This is a genomic window from Streptomyces sp. NPDC059398 (genome assembly GCF_042751845.1).
Taxonomy (GTDB): domain Bacteria; phylum Actinomycetota; class Actinomycetes; order Streptomycetales; family Streptomycetaceae; genus Streptomyces.
Genome location: NZ_JBHYWP010000025.1, coordinates 35874 through 62071, shown reverse-complemented (window position 1 = coordinate 62071; position 26198 = coordinate 35874). Strand labels below are relative to the sequence as shown.

Annotated in this window: 28 protein-coding genes and 1 pseudogene; 3 read left to right on the top strand and 26 right to left on the bottom strand. The window is 69.8% G+C overall.

Annotated elements, in window-relative coordinates:
- Positions 1–48 precede the first annotated feature (48 nt).
- From tsaE to glmS, 6 genes and pseudogenes are all read right to left on the bottom strand, one after another.
- A pseudogene (gene tsaE / locus ACFXBC_RS12275) lies at positions 49–546 on the bottom strand (tRNA (adenosine(37)-N6)-threonylcarbamoyltransferase complex ATPase subunit type 1 TsaE); the annotation flags it as partial.
- A complete protein-coding gene (locus ACFXBC_RS12270; RefSeq protein ID WP_385022313.1) occupies positions 518–1906 on the bottom strand; it encodes an alpha/beta fold hydrolase in 1389 nt (462 codons plus the stop codon). The pseudogene tsaE and the gene ACFXBC_RS12270, both read right to left, overlap by 29 nt.
- A gap of 222 nt (positions 1907–2128) precedes the next feature.
- Entirely contained in the window at positions 2129–3304 is a 1176-nt protein-coding gene (alr, locus tag ACFXBC_RS12265; RefSeq protein WP_385022310.1) for an alanine racemase, read from the bottom strand.
- Between the two features lie 347 nt (positions 3305–3651).
- Positions 3652–5070 carry an NAD(P)H-hydrate dehydratase gene (locus ACFXBC_RS12260; protein WP_385022307.1) on the bottom strand — a complete coding sequence of 473 codons (1419 nt, stop codon included), beginning with the start codon at positions 5068–5070 and terminating at the stop codon, positions 3652–3654.
- A 243-nt stretch (positions 5071–5313) separates the two neighbouring features.
- Positions 5314–5682 (bottom strand): holo-ACP synthase, encoded by a 369-nt coding sequence (locus ACFXBC_RS12255; protein WP_385022304.1) that lies wholly within the window; start codon positions 5680–5682, stop codon positions 5314–5316.
- A gap of 177 nt (positions 5683–5859) precedes the next feature.
- Entirely contained in the window at positions 5860–7710 is a 1851-nt protein-coding gene (gene glmS, locus ACFXBC_RS12250; protein ID WP_385022300.1) for a glutamine--fructose-6-phosphate transaminase (isomerizing), read from the bottom strand.
- Positions 7711–7831: 121 nt separating this feature from the next.
- Between glmS and coaA the strand changes: the two genes are divergently transcribed.
- Together coaA and ACFXBC_RS12240 are read left to right on the top strand one after the other, a co-directional pair.
- Positions 7832–8833 carry a type I pantothenate kinase gene (gene coaA / locus ACFXBC_RS12245; RefSeq protein WP_385022297.1) on the top strand — a complete coding sequence of 334 codons (1002 nt, stop codon included), beginning with the start codon at positions 7832–7834 and terminating at the stop codon, positions 8831–8833.
- Positions 8834–8851: 18 nt separating this feature from the next.
- Positions 8852–9787 carry a DUF389 domain-containing protein gene (locus tag ACFXBC_RS12240; RefSeq protein ID WP_385022294.1) on the top strand — a complete coding sequence of 312 codons (936 nt, stop codon included), beginning with the start codon at positions 8852–8854 and terminating at the stop codon, positions 9785–9787.
- A 127-nt stretch (positions 9788–9914) separates the two neighbouring features.
- On the opposite strand, the gene glmM is transcribed toward ACFXBC_RS12240, so the two are convergent.
- The 4 genes from glmM to ACFXBC_RS12220 form a co-directional block, all read right to left on the bottom strand.
- Positions 9915–11273, bottom strand: coding sequence for a phosphoglucosamine mutase (glmM, locus tag ACFXBC_RS12235; RefSeq protein WP_385022291.1), 1359 nt, complete (start codon positions 11271–11273; stop codon positions 9915–9917).
- Between the two features lie 177 nt (positions 11274–11450).
- The gene (gene rpsI / locus ACFXBC_RS12230) at positions 11451–11978 is read right to left on the bottom strand and encodes a 30S ribosomal protein S9 (RefSeq protein WP_385022288.1); all 528 of its coding nucleotides are present in this window, start codon (positions 11976–11978) and stop codon (positions 11451–11453) included.
- Between the two features lie 44 nt (positions 11979–12022).
- Positions 12023–12466: a 50S ribosomal protein L13 gene (gene rplM / locus ACFXBC_RS12225; RefSeq protein WP_385022285.1), complete on the bottom strand. Its 444-nt coding sequence runs from the start codon at positions 12464–12466 to the stop codon at positions 12023–12025.
- Between the two features lie 228 nt (positions 12467–12694).
- A complete protein-coding gene (locus ACFXBC_RS12220; RefSeq protein WP_385022282.1) occupies positions 12695–14314 on the bottom strand; it encodes an ABC-F family ATP-binding cassette domain-containing protein in 1620 nt (539 codons plus the stop codon).
- Positions 14315–14410: 96 nt separating this feature from the next.
- Between ACFXBC_RS12220 and ACFXBC_RS12215 the strand changes: the two genes are divergently transcribed.
- Positions 14411–15364, top strand: coding sequence for a hypothetical protein (locus ACFXBC_RS12215; protein ID WP_385022279.1), 954 nt, complete (start codon positions 14411–14413; stop codon positions 15362–15364).
- A gap of 19 nt (positions 15365–15383) precedes the next feature.
- Here the strand turns inward: ACFXBC_RS12215 and ACFXBC_RS12210 are convergent, their stop codons facing one another.
- From ACFXBC_RS12210 to rplF, 16 genes are all read right to left on the bottom strand, one after another.
- Positions 15384–16124 (bottom strand): polyprenol monophosphomannose synthase, encoded by a 741-nt coding sequence (locus tag ACFXBC_RS12210; RefSeq protein WP_385022276.1) that lies wholly within the window; start codon positions 16122–16124, stop codon positions 15384–15386.
- Positions 16125–16380: 256 nt separating this feature from the next.
- Complete coding sequence (truA, locus tag ACFXBC_RS12205) at positions 16381–17232, bottom strand: tRNA pseudouridine(38-40) synthase TruA (protein ID WP_385022272.1); 852 nt, start codon at positions 17230–17232, stop codon at positions 16381–16383.
- A gap of 158 nt (positions 17233–17390) precedes the next feature.
- Positions 17391–17885 (bottom strand): 50S ribosomal protein L17, encoded by a 495-nt coding sequence (gene rplQ / locus ACFXBC_RS12200; RefSeq protein ID WP_164264461.1) that lies wholly within the window; start codon positions 17883–17885, stop codon positions 17391–17393.
- A gap of 124 nt (positions 17886–18009) precedes the next feature.
- Positions 18010–19032: a DNA-directed RNA polymerase subunit alpha gene (locus ACFXBC_RS12195; protein ID WP_164264460.1), complete on the bottom strand. Its 1023-nt coding sequence runs from the start codon at positions 19030–19032 to the stop codon at positions 18010–18012.
- 178 nt (positions 19033–19210) lie between these two features.
- Positions 19211–19615, bottom strand: a complete 405-nt coding sequence (gene rpsK, locus ACFXBC_RS12190; protein ID WP_125496499.1) for a 30S ribosomal protein S11 — start codon at positions 19613–19615, stop codon at positions 19211–19213.
- A 71-nt stretch (positions 19616–19686) separates the two neighbouring features.
- Positions 19687–20067, bottom strand: a complete 381-nt coding sequence (gene rpsM / locus ACFXBC_RS12185) for a 30S ribosomal protein S13 (protein WP_164264459.1) — start codon at positions 20065–20067, stop codon at positions 19687–19689.
- 192 nt (positions 20068–20259) lie between these two features.
- Positions 20260–20373, bottom strand: a complete 114-nt coding sequence (gene rpmJ, locus ACFXBC_RS12180; protein ID WP_003956441.1) for a 50S ribosomal protein L36 — start codon at positions 20371–20373, stop codon at positions 20260–20262.
- 62 nt (positions 20374–20435) lie between these two features.
- Positions 20436–20657, bottom strand: coding sequence for a translation initiation factor IF-1 (gene infA / locus ACFXBC_RS12175; protein ID WP_003956442.1), 222 nt, complete (start codon positions 20655–20657; stop codon positions 20436–20438).
- Positions 20658–20830: 173 nt separating this feature from the next.
- Positions 20831–21676: a type I methionyl aminopeptidase gene (gene map, locus ACFXBC_RS12170; RefSeq protein WP_385022266.1), complete on the bottom strand. Its 846-nt coding sequence runs from the start codon at positions 21674–21676 to the stop codon at positions 20831–20833.
- A 103-nt stretch (positions 21677–21779) separates the two neighbouring features.
- Positions 21780–22445, bottom strand: a complete 666-nt coding sequence (locus ACFXBC_RS12165; protein WP_385022263.1) for an adenylate kinase — start codon at positions 22443–22445, stop codon at positions 21780–21782.
- On the bottom strand, positions 22445–23758 hold the full coding sequence (gene secY / locus ACFXBC_RS12160) for a preprotein translocase subunit SecY (RefSeq protein WP_385022260.1): 1314 nt from the start codon (positions 23756–23758) through the stop codon (positions 22445–22447). Before secY ends, ACFXBC_RS12165 begins: the two co-directional genes overlap by 1 nt.
- Positions 23759–23979: 221 nt before the next feature.
- A complete protein-coding gene (gene rplO, locus ACFXBC_RS12155; RefSeq protein WP_385022257.1) occupies positions 23980–24435 on the bottom strand; it encodes a 50S ribosomal protein L15 in 456 nt (151 codons plus the stop codon).
- Position 24436: 1 nt separating this feature from the next.
- Positions 24437–24619, bottom strand: a complete 183-nt coding sequence (gene rpmD / locus ACFXBC_RS12150) for a 50S ribosomal protein L30 (protein ID WP_383032037.1) — start codon at positions 24617–24619, stop codon at positions 24437–24439.
- The gene (gene rpsE, locus ACFXBC_RS12145; protein ID WP_385022253.1) at positions 24619–25221 is read right to left on the bottom strand and encodes a 30S ribosomal protein S5; all 603 of its coding nucleotides are present in this window, start codon (positions 25219–25221) and stop codon (positions 24619–24621) included. The genes rpmD and rpsE overlap by 1 nt, the downstream gene beginning before the upstream one ends.
- A gap of 46 nt (positions 25222–25267) precedes the next feature.
- Complete coding sequence (gene rplR / locus ACFXBC_RS12140; protein ID WP_385022250.1) at positions 25268–25651, bottom strand: 50S ribosomal protein L18; 384 nt, start codon at positions 25649–25651, stop codon at positions 25268–25270.
- Positions 25652–25654: 3 nt separating this feature from the next.
- Complete coding sequence (gene rplF, locus ACFXBC_RS12135; RefSeq protein ID WP_164264453.1) at positions 25655–26194, bottom strand: 50S ribosomal protein L6; 540 nt, start codon at positions 26192–26194, stop codon at positions 25655–25657.
- Positions 26195–26198: the final 4 nt, after the last annotated feature.

Genomic DNA, 26198 nt, shown 5'->3' with positions numbered 1-26198 from the left:
CTCACGCTGGGACCCCTCCCGCTGGGACTCCTCACGCTGGGTTTCCTCCGCCCAGCGGGCTCCGTACCCGCTGACCGTCACCACGCGCCGCTCGTCGTCCGTGTCGCCCACGCCCCGCTCGATGACCACGCGGAGGCGGTCGTCCGACAGGTCCTCGACCTTCCCGTCCCCCCACTCGACCACGATCACCGATTCGGGCAGCGAGACATCCAGGTCGAGGTCCTCCATCTCGTCCAGCCCACCGCCCAGGCGGTACGCGTCCACATGCACCAGCGCGGGGCCGGCCCCCAGCGGCGGATGGACCCGGGCGATGACGAAGGTCGGTGAGGTGACCGCGCCCCGCACGCCGAGCCCCTCGCCCAGGCCGCGGGTGAGAGTGGTCTTGCCCGCGCCGAGTTCGCCGGAGAGCATCACCAGATCGCCGGGGCGCAGCAGTACGGCGAGGCGACGGCCCAACTCCTGCATACGGTCGGGGGAGTCGATGGTCAGACGGATGTCGAATGCGGCGGCGGCCGTGTCAGCTGCCGGGCTGTGCGGGGCTTCCATACAGGCCAACGTTAGCGTCTGCCGGTACCGCGCCCGCCCTCGCCAGCAACTCCACCAGCCGGCCGGTCACGATCTCCGGATGCTCCAGCATGACCAGGTGCCCGGCGTCGGGGACGATGACCAGCTCGGCCGCGGGCAGCAGATCGGCGATAATCTGGCTGTGCGCACTCGGTGTCACCAGGTCGTTCTCGCCGGCCAGGACGAGTGCGGGCACCTCGGCGAAGTCCGCGGCCAGCGCGTCCGCCTTGTCGTGGTCGGTGAAGGCCGGATAGAACTCCGCGACCACATCGATCGGAGTGCCCTCGATCAGCCGTTCCGCGAACCGGGCCACGCCGGGATCGACATCCTTCGAACCGAACGAGTACCGCTTGACCAGCCCGGCGAACAGGTCCGCAGTGGCCCGCCGCCCCCGCTCCACCAGCTCCGTCTGGGTACCGAGCGCCTTCAGTACGCCGGGGAGCACGCGCCGCACGGCGTTCACACCCGCCACCGGCAGTCCGAAACTGACCTCCCCGAGTTTCCCGCAGGAGGTGCCGACGAAGGCGGCGCCGACCACCCGGTCCCTGATCAGGTCGGGGAACTGGTCGCCGAGCGCCATCATCGTCATCCCGCCCATCGAGTGCCCCACCAGCACCAGAGGCCCCTCCGGCGCCGCCGCGTCGATCACCGCCTTCAGGTCCCGGCCGAGCTGGTCAATGGTGAGCGGTACGCCTTCGGCCTGCGCCCGGCCACGCTCCGAGCGGCCGTGGCTGCGCTGGTCCCAGTGGACGGTACGGACCACACCGCGCAGCGCCGCGCGCTGGAAGTGCCATGAGTCCTGGTTGAGGCAGTAGCCGTGCGAGAAGACGACAGTGGCGGGCTGAGCCGCTCCGCGCCCGGCCGGACGCCGCTCAGCCGCCCCGGCCGGCCGGCCTTTTGCAGATGTCCCGGACGCCCGACCGCCGCCGGCCGCTCCGGCTGCGGTCGCTCCCGAGGCCCCGGCCGCACCGGTCCCGCCCGGCTTCGTGCCGGGTGCTTCGTCGCCGCCCTGCCCCGTGGCGTCCCCGGGCGGCCCCAGCTCGAAGGCGTCGCGCGCATCGGCCTCGTCCGCCGTGTCGACCTCGTAGTAGATCTCCGTGCCGTCGTCGGCGATCGCCCGGCCCGGCGTGCCGCGCAGTGAGCCGTACGGGCCCGAAGCGTCGAGCGCGAGCCGTGCCTTCTTGCGCATACCGCGGCCGACCGTCAGCCGCTCGACCGCCACACCCGCTGCCGCACCGGCCGCGAGTACCCCGATCGCGGCGCCGGCGATGCCCCCGGCCCTTCGCCAGCCGACGCCCGCCGCTGCGGCCTGGACCACATTCGCGCTGGTGTTCTCGCTCACGATGCCGCTCTCCTCCTGGTCGTCCGGCTCATGATCGTCCGGCTTGTGCGTAGTCCGGCTTGTGCGTAGTCCGGCTTGTGCGTAGTCCGGCTTGTGCATCGCCCGGCTTGCACGTAGCCCGGCTTGTGCCCCGGCCACTGAACTTCCGCGGCCCGGACGCTCACGGCAGAAACACTCGCCACCCAGCCCACACCGACCCGCTGTCCGCCGACCCGCCCCTGGTCACCCGGCCGGCTGCTCACCGTCCGGTTCCTCGTTCACGTACACACGGTCCACACGTGGCCCGATACGGGTGACGATCTCGTACGCGATCGTGTCCGCGGCCTCCGCCCAGTCCTCGGCGGTCGGCTCACCCCGGTCGCCCGGCCCGAAGAGCACCGCCTCGGCGCCCGCCGGCGGTTCATCACCGTCCAGGTCCACGACGAACTGGTCCATGGCGATCCGGCCCGCGACCCGCCGTACTCTGCCGCCGACCAGCACCGGGCCCCTGCCCGAAGCGTGGCGCGGGACACCGTCCGCGTAGCCGAGGGGGACCAGGCCGAGGGTGGTCTCGGACGGGGTGATGTAGTGGTGGCCGTAGCTGACACCGTGCCCGGCCGGTACATGTTTGACCATGGCCAGGCGTGCGCTGAGCGTCATGACGGGGCGCAGTCCGAAGTCCGCGGCGCTGCCGAGCTGCGGGACGGGCGAGATCCCGTAGAGCGCGACGCCCGGACGGATCAGGTCGTACTGCGTCCCGGGCAGCGTCAGTACGGCCGGTGAGTTGGCGATGTGCCGGACCTCGGGGCTGAGTCCCGCCTTCTCGGCGTACGCGATGGCTTCGTCGAAGCGGTCCTTCTGCGCGGCGATGGACGGGTGGCCCGGCTCATCGGCGCACGCGAAGTGCGACCAGACCCCGGTGACCACGGCCAGCCCCTCGGCCTCAGCTGCGACAGCCTCGCCGACGAGTTCGGGCCAGTCGGCGGGCTGGCACCCGCCACGGCCGAGACCGGTGTCGGCCTTGAGCTGGATACGTGCCGTGCGGCCGCTTGCCCGCGCCGCGGCCCGCACCTCGTCGAGCGCCCCCATGCCGCCCACGGACACGTCGATATCGGCCTCGATCGCCTCCCGCCACGGCCCGCCGGGCGTCCAGAGCCAGCAGAGCAGCCGGGCACGGATTCCGGCAGCGCGCAGGGCTAGGGCCTCCTGCGGGGTCGCGGTGCCGAGCCAGTCGGCTCCGGCCGCGAGTGCGGCTCTGGCGCAGGGCAGCATGCCGTGGCCGTACGCGTCCGCCTTGACCACAGCCATGAGCCGGGCACGGGGCGCTCGGGCCCGGAGTGCGCGCACGTTGGCGCGCAGCGCACCAAGATCGATCTCGGCGCGTGCCCGCATGGGCTCCCCGGTCGTCGCCGCGCTCATCTCAGCGCTCCGGCCGGCTCGGTGCCCCAGTCACTACGCGTCCCGGTCATCTACGTGCCTCAGCCATCTGTCCGTCCCCGTCATCGCGCCCCAGTCTCTCAGAGCGCGGGCCCCCACCCGGCGACGGCGGACCGCCCCGGCACGGACCGGCCCACCCAGGACACGGGACGAATCACCCGGCACACGGGGGCGGGCAGCCTTCCGGACGCAGCGAATCGAGGGGAAAGCGAAACCGAACGGAACGGACGGCGCTGGACGGACAGCACGGTAATGACAAGGCGGGGACGGGGGAGAGACAGGCGCCCTCACCCCTCACCCCTCACCCCTCACCCCTCACCCCTCACCCCTCACCCGCAGACGTCCCGCCAGGCCCCCGCGATCCCGTCGGCCACGTCCTGGGCGACCACGGCGGCCCCGCCGGAAGAGCGGCGTGCCGCCAGGCCGTGCAGATAGGCCGCGACGGAGCCCGCGTCCCGGGCGTCCAGTCCGGCCGCGAGCAGCGATCCCGCCAGGCCCGACAGCACATCACCGCTGCCCGCCGTGGCCAGCCAGGGCGTGCCGGTCGGGTTCACCCGGACCGGTGTGTCGCCGGAGGGGGCCGCGACGAGGGTGGTCGAACCCTTGAGCAGGACGGTCGCCCCGTAGCGCGAAGCCAGTGCCCGTGCCGACGTGAGCCGCGCCCCCTCGACCTCCTCGCGTGACACGTCGAGCAGGGCGGCCGCCTCGCCCGCGTGCGGAGTGATCAGCGTGGGCGCCGACCGGGCCCGTACGGCCGGGGCGTCCAGATGCCGCAGCCCGTCCGCGTCCACCAGTACCGGTACGTCCGATGCCAGCAGGTCACCGACCACCGACGTGTCGTCCCCGAGGCCGGGTCCCACGACCCACGCCTGGACACGTCCCGCCTTCGACGGCGGCCCCGCGTGCACCAGCGTCTCCGGGAACCGGTCGATCACCGCGTCGGCCGCGGGCCCGACATACCGCACCGCCCCCGCGCCGCCCCGCAGCGCACCCGCCACGGCCAGCACGGCCGCTCCCGGATAGCGCGCCGACCCGGCGACGATGCCGACGACGCCCCGCCGGTACTTGTCGCTTTCCGTCGACGGCACCGGCAGCAGCTCCGCCACATCCGCGTACTGCAGGGACTCCAGGTCCGGTACGACGGGCAGGTCGAGCCCGATGTCCACGAGGCGCAGGGCCCCGGCGTACTCGGCGGCCGGATCGATGAGCAGCGCGGGCTTGTACGCGCCGAACGTCACGGTCGCATCCGCCCGTACAGCCTCGCCGACGACCTCACCCGTGTCGGCGGACACCCCGCTGGGCAGGTCCACGGAGACCACCGGCACCGCGTCGGACACCGCCCAGAGCGCGGCCACCGCGTCGGGCCGCAGCCCGCCCCGGCCGCCGATACCGGTGATCCCGTCGATCACCAGGTCGGCCCGGCCGACCACCGAGACGTCGTCGACCCGTCCGCCGGCCGCGAGCAGTGCCCGCAGGCCGCCCTGGTGGGCGCGGTCGGGGGCCAGCAGCACCGCCGCCACCCCGGCGCCGCGCCGGGCCAGCCGTGCGCCCGCGTACAGGGCGTCCCCGCCGTTGTCCCCGCTCCCGACGAGCAGGACGATCCGGGCGCCGTACACCTTCCCCAGCAGATCCGCGCAGGCGGCGGCGAGCCCGGCTGCGGCCCGCTGCATGAGGGCCCCTTCGGGCAGCCTCGCCATCAGTTCGCGCTCGGCGGTCCGTACGGTTTCCACGCTGTAGGCAGTACGCATGTCTCAACCCTCCACTGTCGCCCCGCCGCTCTCAACCGCCCGCGGCCCACGCCACGCCGACCTCACCCGGCCGCACGCCCTCCCGCCCGCACCCGCACCCGCACAGAGGCCCCGTACGCAGGGCCGCCTGCATCCGGCCCCACACGCACGACAACTTCCCCCTGACGATCACCCCATGCGGCTCGCCCCATGCAGCTCGCCCCACCCCTGCGAACCCCTCACCCCACGCGGCCCCCTCACCCCTCACCCCTCCGCGATCACGACCGCCGAGGCCACCCCCGCGTCATGGCTGACCGAGACATGCCATGACTGCACGCCCAGTTCGGCGGCGCGCGCCGCTACCGTGCCGGTCACCCGCAGCCGGGGGCGGCCCCCCTCCTCCACGAACACCTCGGCATCCGTCCAGCGCAGCCCCCCGGGTGCGCCGAGCGCCTTGGCCAGCGCCTCCTTGGCAGCGAACCGGGCGGCCAGCGAGGCGATTCCCCGCCGCTCCCCACCGGGGAGCCGCAACTCCTCGGGCAGGAAGAGCCGTTGGGCCATCTCCGGGGTCCGTTCCAGCGCTGCGGCGAACCGTTCGATCTCCGCGACATCGATCCCGACCCCGACGATCACCGGACCACCACCGGCCGGGCCACCACCAGTCGCGCCAATCGCTCCACGGCCGACCACCCCCTCACCAGCCACCCCATTACCAACCGCCCCATCACCAGCCACCTCTCACCCGATCCACCCGACTCACCCGATCCACCCGACTCACCCGACTCACCCAGCCCACCCAGCTCACCCGACTCACTCGACCGTCACCGACTTCGCGAGGTTGCGCGGCTGGTCGACCTCGTTGCCCCGCGCGGTCGCCAGTTCGCAGGCGAAGACCTGCAGCGGAACGGCGGCGACCAGGGGCTGCAGCAGGGTGGGCGTGGCCGGGATCCGGATCAGGTGGTCGGCGTACGGCACGACGGCCTCGTCCCCCTCCTCGGCGATGACGATGGTCCGCGCACCGCGTGCCCGGATCTCCTGGATGTTCGAGACCATCTTCCCGTGCAGGACCGACCGCCCCTGCGGCGATGGCACCACGACGACCACCGGCAGGTCCTCCTCGACCAGAGCGATGGGACCGTGCTTGAGCTCGCCCGCCGCGAACCCCTCCGCATGCATATAGGCGAGTTCCTTGAGCTTCAGCGCGCCCTCCAGCGCGACCGGATACCCCACATGCCGGCCGAGGAACAGCACGGTGTCCTTGTCCGCGAGCGACCGCGCCAACTCCCTTACCGGCTCCATGGTTTCCAGCACCCGCTCGACCTGGCGGGAGACGGCGGACAGCTCACGGATGACGGCCCGGATCTCGTCCGCCCACTTCGTACCGCGCACCTGGCCCAGATAGAGCGCGACGAGATAACAGGCCACCAGCTGCGTCAGAAAGGCCTTGGTCGAAGCGACGGCCACCTCCGGCCCGGCGTGCGTATAGAGCACCGCGTCCGATTCCCGCGGGATGGTCGACCCGTTGGTGTTGCAGATGGCCAGCGCCTTGGCGCCCTGCTCGCGGGCGTGGCGCAACGCCATCAGGGTGTCCATGGTCTCGCCGGACTGCGAGATGGCGATCACCAGTGTCTGCTGGTCGAGGATCGGGTCCCGGTAGCGGAACTCGCTGGCGAGCTCGGTCTCGCAGGGGATCCGGGTCCAGTGCTCGATGGCGTACTTGGCGATCATCCCCGCGTGGAACGCGGTCCCGCAGGCGACAATGACCACCTTGTTGACCTCGCGCAGGACCGCGGCGGGAATCCGTACCTCGTCGAGCGTCAGCAGCCCGCCGGTATCGATACGCCCCAGCAGGGTGTCGGCGACAGCCTTCGGCTGCTCGGCGATCTCCTTGAGCATGAAAGAGCCATAACCCCCCTTTTCCGCTGCCGAGACGTCCCAGTCGACGGGGTACGGACGGACGACGTCGGCCGGTGCCCCGTCGAAGTCGGTGACGAGCACTCCGTCCCGGCGGAGCTCCACCACCTGGTCCTGGCCCAGCTCGATCGCGGACCGCGTATGGGCGATGAACGCGGCCACGTCCGAAGCGAGGAAGGACTCACCCTCTCCAACGCCCACCACCAGCGGTGAGTTCCGCCGCGCCCCGACCACCAGATCCGGTTCGTCCGCGTGGACCGCGACCAGGGTGAACGCCCCGACCAGCCGGCGGCACACCTGCCGCATCGCCTCCGCCAGGTCCCCGCACGAGGAGTACGCCTCGGCCAGCAGATGCGCCGTGACCTCCGTGTCCGTCCCGGACGCCAAGTCATGTCCGCGTCCGGTCAGTTCGGTGCGCAGTGCGGCGAAGTTCTCGATGATGCCGTTGTGGACGACGGCCACCCGGCCGGCGTTGTCCAGATGCGGGTGCGCGTTCACGTCGTCGGGCGCCCCGTGGGTGGCCCAGCGGGTGTGCCCGATTCCCGTCCCTCCGGTGGGCAGGGGCCGCTCGGCCAGCTCCTTCTCCAGATGGGCGAGCTTCCCCGCCTTCTTCGCGGCCGCCAGCCCGCCGTCGGCGAGCACCGCGGCGCCGGCCGAGTCGTAGCCCCGGTACTCCAGCCGCTTGAGACCCGCGACGACCACATCAAGCGCCGACTGCCCGCCGACGTACCCCACGATTCCGCACATCCCGGCAGCCTACGGCGGAGCCGCCCGCAGAGCCCGCAGCGGCCGGCCCTCCCGCACCCAGGAGCCCCCGAGTGACACACCCCACCCGCCGGTGGTGTCACACAGCCGTCACAATGAACGGGTGATCTCTCCGGTCTCCCCGCCGCCGCGGAGCGCCCACCGGCCCAGGCCGGAGGCGACTCCCTACGTCGACCTCACCCGTACCGAGTGGAGCGCCCTGCGGGAGAAGACCCCGCTGCCGCTCACCGCCGACGAGGTGGAGCAGCTCCGCGGACTCGGTGACGTCATAGACCTCGACGAGGTGCGCGACATCTATCTCCCGCTGTCCCGGCTGCTCAACCTCTACGTCCAGGCGTCGGACGGGCTGCGCGGGGCGCTCAACACCTTCCTGGGCGACGCGGGCAACGGCCACGGCACACAGCACGGCACCCCCTTCGTCATAGGGGTCGCCGGGAGCGTCGCCGTGGGCAAGTCCACCGTGGCCCGACTGCTGCAGGCGCTGCTCGCCCGCTGGCCCGAGCATCCGCGCGTCGAGCTGGTCACCACCGACGGATTCCTGTATCCGATGGAGGAGTTGAAGCGGCGCGGCCTCACGGGCCGCAAGGGCTTCCCCGAGTCGTACGACCGCCGGGCCCTCACCCGGTTCGTCGCCGACGTGAAGTCCGGCAGGGACGAGGTCACCGCGCCGGTCTACTCCCACCTGATCTACGACATCGTGCCGGACGAGCGGCTGACGGTGCGCCGGCCCGACATCCTCATCGTGGAGGGGCTGAACGTGCTGCAGCCCGCGCTCCCCGGCAGCGACGGCCGCACCCGGATCGGCCTCGCCGACTACTTCGACTTCTCCGTGTACGTGGACGCGCGCGCCGAGGACATCGAGAGCTGGTACCTGAACCGGTTCAGGAAGCTGCGCGCGACCGCGTTCCAGGACCCTTCCTCGTACTTCAGGAAGTACACCCAGGTTCCCGAGGACGAGGCGCTGGACTACGCGCGCACGATGTGGCGGACCATCAACCACCCCAACCTGGTGGAGAATGTGGCGCCGACGCGCAGCCGTGCCACTCTCGTCGTGCGCAAGGGCCCCGACCACAAGGTCCAGCGTCTCTCGCTGCGCAAACTCTGAACCGCCGGGAGAGCCCGCGTGCTGCATCTGCGTCTGATCGTGCCCGCCGACCGTACCGACGAGGTGCTGCACCTCATCGGGGAGACGGTGGGCACCACCCATCTCGTGGTGATGCCGGGGGCGGCCCGCGATCCGCAGGGTGACCTGGTGCTGTGCGATGTGGCACGGGAGGCGGGCGACGGGCTGATCGACGCGCTGCGCGGGCTCGGCATCGACCGGACCGGTTCGGTCACGGCCGAGAACATCGACCTGACGCTCTCCGAGCACGCCGACCGGGCCGAGGCCCAGGCGCCCGGTGAAGGCTCCGACGCGGTGCTGTGGGAGGAGCTGACCCAGGCGACCGAGGAGGAGTCCACGTTCAGCGTCACCTATGTGGCGTTCATGTCCGTGGCGACGATGCTGGCCGCCTGCGGTGTGATGCTCGACAACGCGATCCTGATCGTGGGCGCGATGGCGGTGGGACCCGATTTCGGGCCGCTGGCGGGGATCTCGACGGCGCTCGTACAGCGGGCTCCGCGCCTGGTGGGGCGGTCGCTGGGGGCGCTGATCGGCGGGTTCGCGATCGCGATGGTGCTGACGGCCGGGTTCGCCTGGGCCATGGACGAGTTGGGGCTCTTCACCCTGCGGATGATCGAGGCGGACCGCCCGAACACGTCGTTCGTCTGGCAGCCGGACCGGTTGTCCTTCGTGGTGGCGTTCCTCGCGGGCATCGCGGGGACGCTCTCGCTCACCTCGGCGAAGTCGGGGGCGCTGATCGGGGTGGCCATCTCCGTGACGACGGTACCGGCGGCGGCCAACGCCGCGGTGGCGTTCACCTACGGCGACTACGCCCAGACCTGGGGTTCGGCCAGCCAGCTGCTCGCGAACCTGGGCGGGATCGTGGTCGCGGGCACGCTGACGCTGCTGGCGCAGAAGGCCCTGCTGTCGGTACGCCGCCGCCAGGCACAGCACTGAGGCGGGGCCGACCGGGCGCGGGGGCCGGGTCGGTCCTGACCTGGCCCCCCGCCGTGCCCTGCGCTGCGCGTACGGCAGGTCTCCGACGCCGCACGCGCTGTACGCGCAACGCGCCGGCCGGACAGCCCTAACCCAGCGCCGACTTGACCACGTCGGCCAGCCGGGCCGCCACCGTCTTCGCCTGGTCGATGTCCGCGGCCTCGACCATGACCCGTACCAGCGGCTCCGTGCCGGAGGGGCGCAGCAGTACGCGGCCGGTCGAGCCCAGTTCGTGTTCGGCCTCGGTCACCGCCGCCCGCAGCTCCGCCGATGTGGCGACCCGGGTCCTGTCCACGTCCGGCACATTGACCAGGACCTGCGGCAGCCGCGCCATCACACCGGCCAGCTCGGCCAGGGTGCGGCCGGTGGCCGCGACCCGGGCGGCCAGCATCAGTCCGGTGAGGGTGCCGTCGCCGGTCGTCGCGTGGTCCAGGACGATGACATGGCCGGACTGCTCGCCGCCCAGGGCGTAACCGTGCTCCTTCATCGACTCCAGTACGTAGCGGTCACCGACCGCCGTCTGGACCAGCTCGATGCCCTCGCGTTCCATGGCCATCTTGAAGCCGAGGTTGGACATCACGGTGCCCACCACGGTGTTCCGCCGCAGGGTGCCCGCCTCGCGCATGGCGAGGGCCAGGACGGCGAGGATCTGGTCGCCGTCGACCTCCTCGCCGGACGCGTCCACGGCGAGGCAGCGGTCGGCGTCGCCGTCGTGCGCGATGCCGAAGTCGGCGCCGTGTTCGACCACGGCGGCCTTGATCAGCGCCAGATGGGTCGAGCCGCAGCCGTCGTTGATGTTCAGCCCGTCGGGCTCGGCGCCCAGTGTGACGACCTCGGCCCCGGCGCGGGCGAACGCCTCGGGCGAGACCCGGGAGGCCGCGCCGTGCGCCTCGTCCAGGACGACCTTGAGGCCGTCGAGCCGGTTGGGCAGGACACCGATGAGGTGGGCGACGTACTGGTCGAAGCCCTGGTCGTACGTGCGGACCCGGCCCACGCCCGCGCCGGTCGGGCGCTCCCACGGCTCGCCGGTGCGGTGCTCGTCGTAGACCTTCTCCACGCGGTCCTCCAGCTCGTCGGCGAGCTTGTGGCCGCCGCGCGCGAAGAACTTGATGCCGTTGTCCGGCATGGCGTTGTGGCTGGCGGAGAGCATCACGCCGAAGTCGGCGCCCAGCGCACCGGTGAGATACGCCACCGCCGGGGTGGGCAGCACACCGACGCGCAGGACGTCCACGCCCGCGCTCGCGAGGCCGGCCACGACGGCGGCCTCCAGGAACTCCCCGGACGCCCGCGGATCGCGTCCGACCACCGCTTTCGGCCGATGGCCCTCGAATGTGCCCGCCTCGGCGAGTACGTGCGCCGCCGCGACCGAGAGGCCGAGCGCGAGCTCCGCCGTCAGGTCCACGTTGGCGACACCGCGCACACCGTCCGTGCCGAAGAGTCGTCCCACTGCTGTCCTCCGAAAGATGCTCCGAGAAATTCCGAATACCCAGGTCTCTGAGCGCTGTGAACGTCTTGTGCCGTTATACGCCGGAGGACCCGATAAACGAACGCCCCGGCAGCACAGAAGGTGCCGCCGGGGCGAAACGTACGAACAGGGTCGTGCATACGGCCCTGCAAGCCGTGTTTAGCGCTTGCTGTACTGCGGGGCCTTACGGGCCTTCTTGAGACCGGCCTTCTTGCGCTCGACCGCACGGTCGTCGCGGGAGAGGAAGCCGGCCTTCTTCAGCGTGGCGCGGTTGTTGTCCACGTCCGCCTCGTTCAGCGAGCGGGCCACGCCGAGGCGCAGGGCGCCGGCCTGACCGGAGACGCCGCCGCCCGAGATGCGGGCGATGACGTCGTAGCGGTTGTCGAGTTCGAGCACCTTGAAGGGCTCGTTGACTTCCTGCTGGTGCACCTTGTTGGGGAAGTAGTCCTCAAGGGTGCGACCGTTGATCTTCCACTTGCCGGTGCCCGGGACGATCCGGACGCGGGCGATGGCGTTCTTGCGGCGGCCCAGGCCGGCCGCGGGCTGCGGGTCACCGAAGCGGCCCGCGAGGGACTCGCTGGTGTACTCGCCCTCGACGGGAACCTCGGACTCGAAGGTGGTCACCTCGGCGAAGGTCTCTTCGCCCTCGGTGCCCGCCACGGGGTTCTCTGCAGTGGTCTCGGCCACGATTCTCCTCAGATCTTTCTTTACGTCTTAGGTGGTGGCCGGAGTTACTGCGCGACCTGGGTGATCTCGAACGGGACGGGCTGCTGGGCAGCGTGCGGGTGCTGGTCTCCCGCGTAGATCTTCAGCTTCGAGAGCACCTGACGGCCCAGGGTGTTCTTGGGGATCATGCCCTTGATGGCCTTCTCGATGGCCTTCTCGGGGCTCTTCTCGAGCAGCTCGTCGTAGCGGACGGAACGCAGACCACCCGGGAAGCCGGAGTGGCGGTACGCCATCTTCTGGGTCTTCTTGTTGCCGGAGAGGTGGACCTTCTCGGCGTTGATGATGATGACGAAGTCACCCATGTCCATGTGCGGGGCGTAGATCGCCTTGTGCTTGCCCCGCAGGAGGGTGGCGGCGGTCGTCGCCAGACGGCCCAGGACGATGTCCTGCGCGTCGATGATGTGCCACTGGCGAGTGACATCGCCGGGCTTGGGGCTGTACGTACGCACTTCGTAGCCTTCGCTTCTTCAGTGGATGGGGTCCAGACACATGTCACCGCTGAAGCGATCATGCAGCTGGGGCTCACAGTGCCGGGACGCTGCCCGTATGCGAGCCACTGGTAACTGCTCCAGGGAACTTACGTAAGGGCCCTTCGCATGAGAACGACGCAGCCGATACGTATAACAGTCCACGAGACTACCCGCGCCGCCCCGGATGGGTCAAAACGGCTGGTCCGGCTACCGCACCCGCTCCACCCGCCGCTCGTCCCACACCGGCTCGGTCGTCTCGCGGACGACGCCGTCCGAGCCGAAGACCAGATACCGGTCGAAGGACTTCGCGAACCAGCGGTCGTGGGTGACCGCCAGCACCGTTCCCTCGTACGCCTCCAGCCCGTCCTGCAGCGCCTCGGCCGACTCCAGGTCCAGGTTGTCCGTCGGCTCGTCGAGGAGCAGCGCCGTGGTGCCGGCCAGCTCCAGGAGCAGGATCTGGAAGCGCGCCTGCTGGCCGCCGGAGAGCCGGTCGAAGAGCTGGTCACCTTGGCGCTCCATCTCGTACCGGCGCAGCACCCCCATGGCAGCCCCGCGGTCCTTGGCGTGCTGCGTCCACAGGATGTCGACGAGGGTGCGGCCCAGCAGCTCCGGATGCGCGTGGGTCTGGGCGAAGTGGCCGGGGACGACCCGGGCGCCCAGCTTCCACTGGCCGGTGTGCGCGACGTCGTCGCCGGCCAGCAGCCGCAGGAAGTGGGACTTGCCCGATCCGTTGGAGCCGAGTACCGCTACCCGCTCACCGTAGAAGATCTCCAGCGAGAAGGGCTTCATCAGCCCGGTCAGCTCAAGGTTCTCGCAGGTCACGGCCCGTACACCGGTACGGCCGCCGCGCAGCCGCATGCTGATCTCCTGCTCCCGCGGCGGCTCGGGCGGCGGCCCTGCCTCCTCGAACTTCTGGAAGCGGGTCTGCATGGCCCGGTAGCGCGATGCCATGTCCGGGCTGCTCGCCGCCTGGTTCCGCAGCCGCAGCACCAGCGCCTTCAGCCGGGCGTGCTCCTCGTCCCAGCGCCTTTTGAGCTCCTCGAACCGCGCGAAGCGCTCCTTGCGGGCCGCGTGGTACGTGTCGAACCCGGCGCCGTGCACCCAGACGTCGGAGCCCGCGGGGCCCGGCTCCACACTCACGATCTTCTCGGCGGCCCGCGACAGCAGCTCCCGGTCGTGGGAGACGAAGAGCACCGTCTTACGGGTCTCCTTCAGCCGCTCCTCCAGCCAGCGCTTGCCCGGTACGTCCAGGTAGTTGTCAGGCTCGTCGAGGAGCAGCACCTCGTCGGGCCCCCGGAGCAGCGCCTCCAGGACCAGCCGCTTCTGCTCGCCGCCGGAGAGCGTCCGCACCTCGCGGAACTGCGCCTTGTCGTACGGGACACCGAGCGCCGCCATGGTGCACATGTCCCAGACGGTCTCGGCCTCGTACCCCTGGGCCTCGGCCCAGTCGCTCAGGGCCTGCGCGTACGACATCTGCGCCGACTCGTCGTCGACGGTCATGATCAGGTGCTCGGCGGCGTCCACGGCGCGGGCGGCCTCCCGGATCCGCGGCTGCGCGACCGAGACGAGCAGGTCACGGACGGTACGGTCGTCGCGGACCGAGCCGACGAACTGCCGCATCACGCCGAGACCGCCGCTCACCGAGACGGTCCCGCCGTGCGGCTGGATCTCCCCCGCGATCAGCCTGAGCAGGGTGGTCTTCCCGGCGCCGTTGGCCCCCACCAGGGCCACCACCGCTCCGTCGCCCACCCGGAACGAGGCATCACCGAGCAGCACCCGCCCGTCCGGCAAGTAGTACTCAAGATGGCCCGCTTCAAGATGTCCCATGCACCGGATTGTCGCCCACGGCCGCCCCAGGAGGGCAACCGGATTCCGGTGCCCCTGGGGGCTCGGGCCCGGCGGAGCGCGATTAGTATGCGCGGCATGAGCTTCGGGCAAGGGGGGCCCTCCTGGGGGCCGGGGGATTCGCAGCGGAACACCGACAACAACAGCAACGCCGGCAACGGCGCGGGCGGCGGGTGGCAGGCCCCGGGCGGCCGGACACCCGGCGGGACCGGCGGGGCTCCTGGTGGGGCCCCCGGCGGAACACCCGACTGGGCGGCGATGGCCGACGAGAGCGCCGCGCGCGGCCGGCGCAGGAAACTGCTGCTGATCGGTGGCGGGGTCGTGGCGACCGCCGTGGTGGGATCCCTCGTCGCGGCCGTGGTCGTCGCCGCGGGCGGCGGATCCGGTACGTCGGGCAAGAACCTCCCCTCCCCCGAGGCGCTGCCGACCAGGAGCGGCGAGGCGCTGCCGTCCTTCACGCCGAAGGCCCCTGCTCCGCCGCCCGACCCCAAGGAGTTCATCTCCAGCTCGAAGAAGGACACCGCCCCGCTCAGCGCCGCCACCCTCTTCCCCCGCCCGACGATCGCGGTCGGCGACCACACGTACCGGAAGGCGGCCACGCACCGCACCACCGCCTGCGCGTCGGTCACCCAGGGTGCGCTCGGGTCGGTGCTGGTGGGCAACGGCTGCGGGCAGGTCATCCGGGCGACGTTCAGCACCGGAGGCATCGCGGTCACCATCGGTGTCGCGGTCTTCGACACCGAAGCGCAGGCCCGGAAGGCGATGAAGCAGTCGGCCGGCGGTATAGCCTCGCTCAACGGCGCGGGTGTGCCCACCTTCTGCCGCAACGGCTCGGTCTGCCGCAGGACCGCCAACGCCTACGGCCGTTACGCCTACTTCACGGTCGGCGGTTTCACCAGCGGCAAGAACGTCACCCAGTCCGACGCCAGTGTCTTCACGGCGGGCGACGACGTCGCGGAGTTCACCTTCCGGCAGATCGTGGCGCGCGGCCAGGCCCAGGCCTCGGCGGCGGCCACCGCCCCGGCGGGCTGAACCCGCCCCCGCCCGGGACTCAGCCGGCCGCGCCGCCGCCCCGGTGCCGCAGCCTCAGCCGCAGCGGCAGCAGCGCGGACTCGACCTGTGTCGCCAGGTCCATCTTGGAGACCCCGTCGGTGCGCTCCTCGAAGCGGATCGGGATCTCCACACCGTTGTAACCGCGGCGTACGGCAAGGAACTTCAGCTCCACCTGGAAGCCGTACCCGGCGCTGCCCAGCGTCGTCAGGTCCACCGCGCGCAGCGTCCGCGCCCGCCACAGGTTGAAACCGGCGGTGATGTCACGGATCCGGGTGTCCAGGATGGTGCGCGCGTACTGGTTGGCGAAGCGCGACAGGACCTTCCGGTGCAGCCCCCAGTCCTCGTCCAGCGAGCCGCCGTCGACATACCGGCTGCCGACGACGAAGCCCGCGCCGGTCGCCAGGGCGGTGCCCAGCAGCTGCGGCACGACAGCGGCGGGGTGGCTGCCGTCGGCGTCCATCTGTACGACGTACTCGGCGCCCTCGTCCAGCGCGGCCAGCATCCCGGCCGCGTAGGCGCGCCCCAGGCCGTCCTTTTCGGTGCGGTGCAGCACGGTCATCCGCGGCCGGGCTCCGGGGGCGCCCGCCGCGTTGTAACCGGCGGCCAGCTCGTCGGCCAGCCGGCCGGTCCCGTCGGGGCTGGCATCGTCGACCACCTTCAGCTGGAGGCCGGGCAGCGGCAGCGACAGCACGGCGTCGGCGGTACGCGGCAGGCTGGCAGCCTCGTTGTACGTCGGCATCACCACGGTCAGCGGCAGCGCGCCCCACTCCGGGGGGATCGGCTCCTGGGGGGCGGGCTCCTGAGATGGCGCTTCCCGGGATGGCGCTTTCTGAGGAGTGGGTTCCGGAGGGGTCGGTTCCGGGGGGAAGGGTCCGGCCGCGGAGGGCTGGGGCATCGGGTCTCCTCCGTACGTCGGCGGTGTGCGCTGTCCGGTCCGCTCCGCGCGTGGCGCCGTCCGGTGTGCGCTGTCCCGGGGCCCGTCCGGCCGCCCCGTCTCAGCAGCAGCCGGCCCCCGGCAGCGTCCGCATATTACGTGCCTCACGGCTCCTGGCGGCCAGCAACTCGTCGGCAGGGTAGCCCACTTCCTCCAGGGTCAGACCATGTGGCCGCACCACGCGCACCGAGGAATCGCGCACCGCGGCGGCCAGCACCTCCCCCGGCCACTCGGCCGGCCGGTGCCCGTCACCGACCGCGAGAAGCGCGCCCACCAGCGAGCGGACCATGTTGTGGCAGAAGGCGTCGGCCCGCACGGTCCCGGTGACGATCCCGTCCGTGCCGCGCTCCCAGAGCAGCTGCTGGAGGGTGCGGATGGTGGTCGCGCCCTCGCGCTTCTTGCAGTACGCGGCGAAGTCGTGCTCCCCGATGAGCGCCTGCGAAGCGGCGTTCATCGCGGGCAGGTCCAGCTCCCGGTCGTGCCAGAGGACATGCCCGCGCAGCAGCGGATCGACCCCGCCGGGCCGGTCGCTCACCCGGTAGGCGTACCGGCGCCAGATCGCCGAGAACCGGGCGTTGAACCCCGGCGGCGCCTCGGCCACCCGCCACACCCGGACGTCCTGGGGCAGCCGCCCGGACAGCCGTCGCAGCAGCATCCCGCGGTGCTCCTCCCACACCTCGCGCGGGAGGTCGACCTGGGCGACCTGGCCGCGGGCGTGCACCCCGGCGTCGGTGCGTCCGGCGACCGTCAGGTCGTACGTCCTGGCCGACCGGGTCACCGTACGGATGGCGGACTCCAACTCGCCCTGCACCGTGCGCCGTTCGTTCTGCTTCGCCCAGCCGGAGAAGTCCCTGCCGTCGTACGCAAGGTCCAGCCGCACCCGTACCGAACCGGGTTCCACCTCATCGCTCACCAGCGCATCCTCTCAGCCTCACGCACCCCGCCCCGCCGCACGTCCCGGCGGCGCGTACCACCGCGCCGCCCACCCCCCACAAGAAGAACGGGCCCGCACCGCCCCGGAGGGAGATACGAGCCCGTTCAGCTGTCTTCAGAATACTGGCCTCAGTGGGCTCAGGCGTCCTTCGACTCCGCCTCGACCGGCTTGGCGTCCTCGACGACCTCGGCCGGGGCCTCGGTCTTCGGGGCAGCGTCCTTGGCGGCACGCTTGGTCGCGGCCTCGGCCTCACCGGTGGCCTCCTGGGCCACGGTCAGCGCCTCGACCAGCTCGATGACCGCCATCGGGGCGTTGTCGCCACGACGGTTGCCGATCTTGGTGATGCGGGTGTAGCCACCGGGGCGGTTCTCGTACCGGGGGGCGATCTCGGTGAAGAGCGTGTGGACGACGCCCTTGTCCGTGATCGACTTCAGCACGAGGCGACGGTTGTGGATGTCGCCCTTCTTCGCCTTGGTGATGAAACGCTCCGCGACCGGACGCAGGCGGCGAGCCTTGGCCTCGGTCGTGGTGATGCGGCCGTGCTCGAACAGCGACTTCGCGAGGTTCGCGAGAAGCAGACGCTCGTGCGCGGCGCCGCCGCCCAGACGGGCACCCTTGGCAGGCTTCGGCATGGTGTTTCTCCTTGTGATCTGCACCGGCCGTATCAGGTACCGGTGTCAGTTACCGGCGGGCTGCTGCCCGCCGGAAGTGCACGGCCGGGGCCCCGGAAGTCCCGGGGTCCCGGCCGGAGGTGTGTCAGTACTGCTCGGTCTCCACGAAACCGGCGTCCGCGTCGTCGTCCGCGCCGAAGGCGTCGGCGGCGGCGGTCGGGTCGAATCCGGGCGGGCTGTCCTTGAGCGCGAGGCCCATACCGGCCAGCTTCGCCTTGACCTCGTCGATCGACTTCGCACCGAAGTTGCGGATGTCGAGCAGGTCGGCCTCGGAACGCGCCACGAGCTCACCCACGGAGTGGATGCCCTCGCGCTTGAGGCAGTTGTACGACCGGACGGTGAGCTCCAGCTCCTCGATCGGCAGGGCCAGGTCGGCGGCGAGCGCGGCGTCCGTCGGCGACGGGCCCATGTCGATGCCCTCGGCGTCGATGTTGAGCTCGCGGGCCAGACCGAACAGCTCGACCAGGGTCTTGCCAGCCGATGCCATGGCGTCACGGGGGCGCATGGCCTGCTTGGTCTCGACGTCGACGATCAGCTTGTCGAAGTCGGTGCGCTGCTCGACACGGGTCGCCTCGACCTTGTACGTGACCTTCAGCACCGGGGAGTAGATGGAGTCGACCGGGATACGGCCGATCTCCTGGCCCAGCTGCTTGTTCTGCACGGCGGAGACATAGCCGCGACCGCGCTCGACGGTCAGCTCCATCTCCAGCTTGCCCTTGCCGTTCAGCGTGGCGAGGACCAGGTCGGGGTTGTGCACCTCGACACCGGCCGGCGGCGCGATGTCGGCGGCGGTGACCAGGCCGGGACCCTGCTTGCGCAGGTACATCACGACCGGCTCGTCGTGCTCCGACGAGACGACCAGCTGCTTGATGTTGAGGATGAGGTCGGTCACGTCCTCCTTGACGCCCGGCACGGTGGTGAACTCGTGCAGGACACCGTCGACGCGGATGCTGGTGACAGCGGCGCCGGGAATGGAGGAGAGAAGCGTGCGGCGGAGCGAGTTGCCGAGGGTGTAGCCGAAGCCCGGCTCCAGCGGCTCGATCACGAACCGCGAGCGGTACTCGTCGACGACCTCTTCGGTCAGCGACGGACGCTGAGCGATAAGCATGCGGTGATCCTTCAGTCGTGGGCGCCCACTATTTGACGCCCCCAAGGTGTTGCTGTGGTGCGCGTACTGCTGTGATGCACGTACTACAAGAGTACGAGTTCTACAAGAGTACGGGCGGTACGCCGGAAAGAGGCCGTACCGCCCGCGTAACCCTGGAGAACAGTCCGACGCCGGAGCGTCAGACGCGACGCCGCTTCGGGGGGCGGCAGCCGTTGTGCGGGGTGGGGGTGACGTCCTGGATCGAACCGACCTCGAGGCCGGTGGCCTGGAGCGAGCGGATCGCGGTCTCACGGCCGGAGCCGGGACCCTTGACGAAGACGTCGACCTTGCGCATGCCGTGCTCCTGCGCGCGGCGGGCGGCCGACTCGGCGGCCATCTGCGCGGCGAAGGGGGTGGACTTGCGCGAGCCCTTGAAGCCGACGTGGCCGGCGGAGGCCCAGGAGATCACGTTGCCCGAGGGGTCCGTGATCGAGACGATCGTGTTGTTGAACGTGCTCTTGATGTGGGCATGCCCGTGAGCGACGTTCTTCTTTTCCTTGCGGCGCACCTTCTTGGTAGCACCCTGACGGCCCTTAGGAGGCATGTCTTACTCCCGGTGGAGTGGAGGTGATCGGTCCTACAGCGAAGACCGCTGAACAGCGTCCCTGCTGAGGACTACTTCTTGCCCGGCTTCTTCTTACCGGCGATCGCGCGACGCGGGCCCTTGCGGGTACGAGCGTTCGTGCTGGTGCGCTGGCCGTGGACCGGAAGCCCACGACGGTGGCGCAGACCCTGGTAGCAGCCGATCTCGACCTTGCGGCGGATGTCGGCCTGGATCTCGCGGCGGAGGTCACCCTCGGTGCGGAGGTTGGCGTCCACGTACTCGCGGATCTTGACCAGGTCTTCCTCGGCCAGATCACGAACGCGGGTGTTGGGGTCAACACCGGTGGCGGCCAGGGCTTCCTTGGACCGGGTGCGCCCGATGCCGAAGACGTAGGTGAGGGCAACCTCCACGCGCTTTTCGCGCGGGATGTCAACACCTGAAACGCGTGCCATTCAATGGCTCCTGTTGATATCGGGGGTCTTCCGCAGAGCCTCTCCCGGACGAAAGCGGCTACCGATGCGTAGCCGCTGTTCCGGGTCCCCGGCCCCCGCCGGAGGTGTCGCCCGCCGTGTCGGCTGGGCGGGCCCTGCGTATGTACGTATTTACGTGCGTCGCGCGAAGAACTGCGAGGTGCAGGTCGTGCGTCAGCCCTGGCGCTGCTTGTGGCGCAGGTTGTCGCAGATGACCATGACCCGACCGTGACGGCGGATCACCTTGCACTTGTCGCAGATCTTCTTGACGCTCGGCTTGACCTTCATGGGATGTCAGGTTCTCCGGGTCGGTGCCACCACCGCGCCGCGAGGCGGGGTGCGGGCAAGATCTACTTGTAGCGGTAGACGATCCGACCACGCGTCAGGTCGTACGGAGACAGCTCCACGACGACCCGGTCATCCGGGAGGATACGGATGTAGTGCATCCGCATCTTGCCGCTGATGTGCGCTAGGACCTTGTGACCGTTCTGAAGTTCCACCTTGAACATTGCGTTCGGGAGGGACTCGATCACGGTGCCCTCGATTTCGATGGCACCTTGCTTCTTGGCCACGCTTCGCCCTTCGAATCGGCTACCTTGATCGGCTCCGTAAAGCACGCAGGCCGACATGACATGCATGAAGACATACGGGTATACGCGAGCCGACGAGTCAGTCTACGTCAGGGCATCCATAAAGACGAATCCGGGAAGGATGCCCCACTGTCAAGATCCTTAAGCCGACCGGGTCAGCCGAGCGGGTCGGGGGCCGTCGTCACACCCAGCTCCGCCAGTTTGGCCTTGCCGCCGTCCGGCGCGGTCAGTACGAGCAGGCCCTCGTCGGTCAGCGCGATCGAATGCTCCCAGTGCGAGGACCAGGTTCCGTCGGTCGTGATGACCGTCCAGTCGTCCTCCAGCACCTGGGTGCGGGGTGTGCCCAGCGAGACCATCGGCTCGATCGCCAGGCAGAAGCCCGGGACCAGCTTCGGGTTGTGCCGGCCGATGAGGCGGCGCTTGTCGACGTAGTTCAGCAGATGCGGGTCCATGTGCATCTCGGAGCCGATGCCGTGGCCGCCGTAGTCCTCGATGATCCCGTACTTGCCGGAGGCCGGGCGGGGCTGGCGGCGGATGTAGCCCTCGATCGCCTTCGATACCTCGGCGAGCCTACCGCCCTTCTTCATCGCCGCGATCCCGGCCCACATCGACTCCTCGGTCACCCGGGAGAGCTCGACCAGCTCGGGGGCGTGTCCGGTGCCGACGAACGCGGTGTAGGCGGCGTCGCCGTGCCAGCCGTCGATGATCGCGCCGCAGTCGATCGAGATGATGTCGCCGTCCTTGAGGACGGTCTTCTCGTCCGGGATGCCGTGCACCACGACCTCGTTCACGGAGGTGCAGATCGTGGCGGGGAACCCGCCGTAGCCGAGGAAGTTCGGCTTCGCGTCGTGGTCGGCGAGCACCTTGCGGGCCACCTGGTCCAGATCGTGCGTGGTGGCGCCGGGCACGGCCGCCTCACGGGTCGCGGCGTGGATCGCGGCGACGACCAGCCCCGCCTCACGCATCTTCGCGATCTGCTCGGGAGTCTTGATCTCCACCATCGAAATTGCCTTCCGCCTCTGACCGGATCCAACTGCTCAACAGTACGGCCGCGGCGCCCTGGGGACACCGCGGCCGTACGTACACCTACTGCTGCTGCCTGTTTCAGACCTTGTCGGCCTTGTCGGCCCGCAAGGCCGCCAGGGCCCGCTCGGTCACCTCGGTGACCTTGCCGAGCGCGGAGATCGTCGACACCAGGCCCTGGGCCTTGTAGTGGTCGATGATCGGCTCGGTCTGCGTGTGGTAGACCTCCAGCCGGGTGCGCACCGTCGCCTCGGTGTCGTCACCGCGCTGGTAGAGCTCGCCGCCGCAGATGTCGCAGACGCCGTCCTTCTTCGGGCGGCTGTACTCGACGTGGAACACATGACTCGAATCGTTGCGGCAGATGCGCCGTCCCGCGATCCGCTTCACGACCTCGTCCTCGGGGACCTCCAGGTCCAGCACCGCGTCCAGCCTCTGTCCCTCGGCGCTGAGCCACGCGTCGAGCGCCTGGGCCTGGACGACATTGCGCGGGAAACCGTCGAGGAGGAAACCGTCCTCCGCGTCGGCCTGGGACATCCGCTCCTGGGCCATCCCGATGGTGACCTCGTCGGGGACCAGCTCGCCGGCGTCCATCAGCGCCTTGGCCTGCTTGCCCAGCTCCGTGCCCTGACTGATGTTGGCACGGAAGAGGTCACCCGTGGAGATGTGCGGGATGACCAGGTCCTTGGCAAGGTACGCGGCCTGCGTGCCCTTGCCCGCCCCGGGCGGTCCGACGAGGACGATACGCATCAGCGGAGGAACCCTTCGTAATTACGCTGCTGGAGCTGGCTCTCGATCTGCTTCACGGTCTCCAGACCCACACCCACGATGATGAGGATGCTCGTCCCGCCGAACGGGAAGTTCTGGTTCGCGCCGAAGCCCACCAACGCCATCGTTGGGACAAGAGCGATCACACCCAGATACAGCGACCCCGGCCAGGTGATCCGGTTGAGCACGTAGCTCAGGTACTCAGCGGTCGGTCGGCCAGCCCGGATGCCCGGGATGAAGCCACCATACTTCTTCATGTTGTCCGCGACTTCCTCGGGGTTGAACGAGATCGCCACATAGAAGAAGGCGAAGAAGACGATCAACAGGAAGTACGTGACGATGTAGGCCGGGTGGTCACCCTTGACCAGGTTGTCCTTGATCCAGGTCGCCCAGCCGGCGGTCGAACCGCTGAACTGCACGATGAGGCCCGGGATGTAGAGCAGCGACGAGGCGAAGATGACCGGGATCACACCGGCCTGGTTCACCTTGAGCGGGATGTACGTCGACGTGCCGCCGTAGGACTTCCGGCCGATCATGCGCTTCGCGTACTGAACGGGGATACGGCGCTGGGCCTGCTCCACGAAGACGACCAGCCCGACCATCGCCAGACCCACCAGGATCACGGCCCCGAACTCGATCCAGCCGCCGGCCAGCTTGCCCTGCTGCTTGACGGCCCACAGCGCGCCGGGGAAGCCGGCCGCGATGGAGACGAACATCAGGATCGACATGCCGTTGCCGATGCCGCGGTCGGTGACGAGCTCGCCCAGCCACATGACCATGCAGGTGCCCGCGGTCATGCAGATGACCATGGTCACGGTGGTGAAGATCGACTGGTCGGGGACGATCTGGTTGGCCACGGGGCAGCTGCCGAAGAGCGCGCCGGACCGGGCGGTCGCCACCAGACCGGTGCCCTGGAGGATCGCGAGCGCCACGGTCAGATAACGCGTGTACTGCGTGACCTTCGCCTGACCGGACTGCCCTTCCTTCTTCAGGGCTTCCAGCCGCGGGATCACCACGGTCAGCAGCTGCAGGATGATGCTCGCCGTGATGTACGGCATGATGCCGAGCGCGAAGATGGTGATCTGCAACAGTGCGCCACCACTGAACATGTTGACCAGACCGAAGAGACCCTGGTTGGTCTTCGTCTGGTCCAGACACTGCTGGACGTTCGAGTAGCTGACACCGGGGATCGGGATGTGTGTTCCGAGCCGGTAGACCACGATGATGGCAAGTGTGAACAGCAGCTTCTTGCGCAGGTCGGGCGTCTTGAACGCTCGGGCGAACGCGGTGAGCACGGTGCCTCCTGCGACCCCCGCGCGTCTGCGTAGAGGTGACGGTCTTGAGAATTCGACGATGGACGGTATATGTGTCGATCGGTAGTCGCGCGGTCGCCCCACGCTGAATACCGACAGTGCAGCGCCACCATACCGGCGACCCTGCCCCGCTAGGAACGACCAACCGGGGATGCCCTTTCAAAAAGGCATCCCCGGTTGGGTGTTCAGGTCATCGAGTCGTCTCAGACGAGCTCGGTGACGGTGCCGCCAGCGGCGGCAATCTTCTCCTTGGCGGAGCCGGAGACGGCGTCAACCGTCACCGTCAGCGCCACCGAGATCTCGCCCTGGCCCAGGACCTTGACGAGGCTGTTCTTGCGCACCGCGCCCTTGGCGACCAGGTCGGCCACCGTGACCTCTCCACCCTCGGGGTAGAGAGCGCCGAGCTTGTCCAGGTTGACCACCTGGAACTCGGTGCGGAACGGGTTCTTGAAGCCCTTCAGCTTCGGGAGACGCATGTGGAGGGGCATCTGCCCGCCCTCGAAGCGCTCCGGAACCTGGTAACGGGCCTTGGTGCCCTTGGTACCACGACCTGCGGTCTTACCCTTGGACGCCTCACCACGGCCCACACGGGTCTTGGCGGTCTTGGCGCCCGGGGCGGGCCGGAGGTTGTGGACCTTCAGCGGGTTGTTCTCCGCCATGTCAGTCGACCTCCTCAACCGTCACGAGGTGGCGGACGGTCTGAGCCATTCCGCGGAACTCGGGGCGGTCCTCCTTGACAACCACGTCGTGCAGGCGCTTGAGCCCGAGCGAACGCAGGGTGTCGCGGTGGTTCTGCTTGCTGCCGATGTACGACTTCGTCTGCGTGATCTTGAGGCGAGCCATTACGCACCCGCTCCCGCACGCGCACGGAGCAGAGCCGCGGGGGCGACGTCCTCAAGGGGCAGACCGCGGCGGGCCGCGATCTCCTCGGGACGCTGCAGGCCCTTGAGGGCCTCCACGGTCGCGTGCACGATGTTGATCGCGTTGTCGGAGCCGAGCGACTTCGACAGGATGTCGTGGACGCCGGCGCACTCCAGAACGGCACGCACCGGGCCACCGGCGATCACACCGGTACCGGGGGAAGCAGGCTTGAGCAGGACGACGCCTGCGGCCTTCTCGCCCGTGATCGGGTGGGGGATGGTGCCCTGGATACGCGGGACCTTGAAGAAGCTCTTCTTGGCCTCTTCGACGCCCTTGGCGATGGCCGCGGGAACTTCCTTGGCCTTGCCGTATCCGACACCTACGGTGCCGTCACCGTCTCCGACCACGACGAGCGCGGTGAAGCTGAAGCGACGGCCACCCTTGACAACCTTGGCAACGCGGTTGATCGCGACTACGCGCTCAACGTAAGCGGTCTTCTCGGCGGCAGCGCCACCGTCGCGACCCTTCCGGTCCCGCCGCTCGCCGCCACCGGCACCGCTTCCGCGGCGCTGGGGTCCAGCCATTGGATTTACCTCTCTCTGTTACGTCCGTTAGTCCCGGAACCGGGGCTCAGAACTTCAGCCCGGCTTCGCGGGCGGCGTCAGCCAGAGCGGCAATGCGCCCGGCGTACCTGTTGCCACCACGGTCGAACACGACAGCCTCGACACCCGCGGCCTTGGCACGCTCGGCGACGAGCGCGCCGACCTGCTGGGCCTGGGCGCTCTTGTCGCCCTCGCCACCGCGGATCGAGGTGTCCAGGGTCGACGCCGAGGCGAGCGTGTGGCCCGCGATGTCGTCGATGACCTGCGCAACGATGTTGCGGTTGGAACGCGTCACGACCAGGCGCGGGCGCTCCGGCGTGCCGGAGATGTGCTTGCGGACACGGACGTGGCGACGCTTGATGGCAGCGCGCTTGTACGCGTCGCCCTTGGCGATCTTTGTTCCGTATGCCATGGCTTACTTACCCGCCTTTCCGACCTTGCGGCGGATAACCTCGCCGGCGTACTTGACGCCCTTGGCCTTGTACGGGTCGGGCTTCCGCAGCTTGCGGATGTTAGCGGCGACCTCGCCGACCTTCTGCTTGTCGATGCCCTCGACGCTGAGCTTCGTGGGCGACTCGACCTTGAAGGTGATGCCCTCGGGGGCCTCAACGACGATCGGGTGGCTGTAGCCCAGGGCGAACTCCAGGTTGGAGCCCTTCGCCTGGACGCGGTAACCGACACCGCTGATTTCGAGCGCCTTGGTGTATCCCGTGGTCACGCCGGTGATCATGTTCGCCACCAGCGTGCGGGACAGGCCGTGAAGGGCCTTGTTCTGACGCTCGTCGTTAGGACGGACGACGTTGAGCACGCCGTCCTCGCCCTTGGTGACCTCGATCGGCGACGCGACGGTGTGCGAGAGGGACCCCTTGGGGCCCTTCACCGCGACCGTGCGGCCATCGATGGTGACGTCCACACCGGCGGGAACCTGGATGGGGAGCTTGCCGATTCGCGACATGAGC